Origin of the sequence: Pseudomonas sp. (genome assembly GCF_037994325.1) — a bacterium.
Lineage (GTDB): Bacteria > Pseudomonadota > Gammaproteobacteria > Pseudomonadales > Pseudomonadaceae > Aquipseudomonas.
Map to the genome: position 1 here is coordinate 1 of NZ_JBBNAH010000369.1, position 1,826 is coordinate 1,826.

Below are 1,826 nucleotides of genomic sequence, written 5' to 3' on the forward strand. Positions count from 1 at the left end.
ATCCTGATCGCCGCGCTCGCAATCGTGTCCTATGTCATGGTTCTCAAGTGGAACGAAGACTACGGTCAAACGTCCTTGCCGACTGCGAATACCGCCGCTGCGACCAGCAATACTGCTGCGCTCCCCGATGTTCCCGGTGCCGCTACTGCCGGCAACAGTGACGTACCAAGCGCGCCGTCCGCCCAACCCGAAACCACTGCCGTGGCACCTCAAGCCAGCAAAGAGTTGATCCGGGTTAAGACCGACGTACTTGAGCTGGCCATCGACCCAAGCGGCGGCGACATTGTTCAGTTGACCCTGCCGCAATACCCGCGCCGCCAGGATCGTCCAGACGTTCCCTTCCAGCTGTTTGATAACGGCAATGAGCGCACCTACCTGGCCCAGAGCGGCCTGATCGGTAGCAACGCACCAGACTCCGCTAACGGCCGTGCCGTTTGGCAGAGTGCGCAAAAGAGTTATCAGTTGGCCGAAGGCCAGAACACCTTGGTGGTGGATCTGACTTACAGCAACGCCGGCGTTAACTACATCAAGCGTTACAGCTTCAAACGTGGTTTAAACACCGAGTGCTCGGCCAAAGAGCAGGAACTGAAAAAGCCAGGTTGCGTCGATCCATCGTCCTACCAGGTTGATGTGCGTTACCTGATCGACAACCAGAGCAGCGAAGCCTGGGCTGGCAACATGTACGCCCAGCTCAAACGCGACAACAGCGATGACCCGTCGAAGACTGCCGCTACTAGCACCGCCACTTACCTCGGCGCGGCCATGGCCACTCACGACTCGGCCTACAAAAAAGTGTCGATGAAAGACATCGACAAGGCGCCCGTTAAAGAAACCGTCAAAGGCGGTTGGGTTGCCTGGTTGCAGCACTATTTCGTAACTGCCTGGATTCCAAGCCAGGACAACGACAACAGTGTGCAAACCCGTAAAGACACCCAAGGCAACTACATCGTCGGCTTCACTACCCCAAGCGTCAGCGTGGCACCGGGTAGTAAAGGCGAAGTGTCGGCCATCCTCTACGCCGGTCCGAAAATACAGAAACACTTGGGCTCCCTCGCCCCAGGCCTGGAGTTGACCGTCGACTACGGCATTCTGTGGTTTATCGCTCAGCCTATCTTCTGGTTGCTGCAACATATCCACAGCATCCTGGGTAACTGGGGCTGGTCGATCATTGTGTTGACCATGGTGATCAAAGGCTTCTTCTTCCCGCTCTCCGCTGCCAGCTATAAGTCGATGGCGCGTATGCGTGCCGTGGCGCCGAAACTGGCTGCACTGAAAGAGCAACATGGCGATGACCGGCAGAAAATGTCGCAGGCCATGATGGAGCTGTACAAAAAAGAGAAGATCAACCCGTTGGGCGGCTGTCTGCCGATTCTGGTGCAGATGCCGGTCTTCTTGGCCTTGTACTGGGTGCTGCTGGAAAGCGTGGAAATGCGCCAGGCACCGTGGATGTTCTGGATCACTGACCTGTCGATCAAAGACCCGTTCTTTATCCTGCCGTTGATCATGGGCGCCACCATGTTTATCCAGCAGCAGCTCAACCCCGCGCCGCCAGATCCGATGCAGGCCAAGGTGATGAAAATGATGCCGATCATCTTCACCTTCTTCTTCCTGTGGTTCCCGGCCGGTCTGGTGCTGTACTGGGTTGTGAACAACTGCCTGTCGATTGCACAGCAGTGGTACATCACTCGCAAAATCGAAGCAGCGACCAAGGCAGCCAACGCTTAAGCCTGGCTTGCTAAGCTGAATCAGCGCCCCGCCCGAGAGATCTGTGGCGGGGCGTTTTGCTATCTGCCCTAGGCAATAAGAGCTCTATCATGAGAACCATG

At 56.5% G+C, this 1,826-nt stretch carries 1 protein-coding gene; it reads left to right on the plus strand.

Features of this window, described 5'->3' with window-relative positions; all coding sequences use genetic code 11:
- The coding region (gene yidC, locus AAAB16_RS12555) for a membrane protein insertase YidC (RefSeq protein WP_340663617.1) at positions 1-1,725 on the plus strand (1,725 nt) is incomplete at its 5' end.
- Between the last annotated feature and the right edge of the window lie 101 nt (positions 1,726-1,826).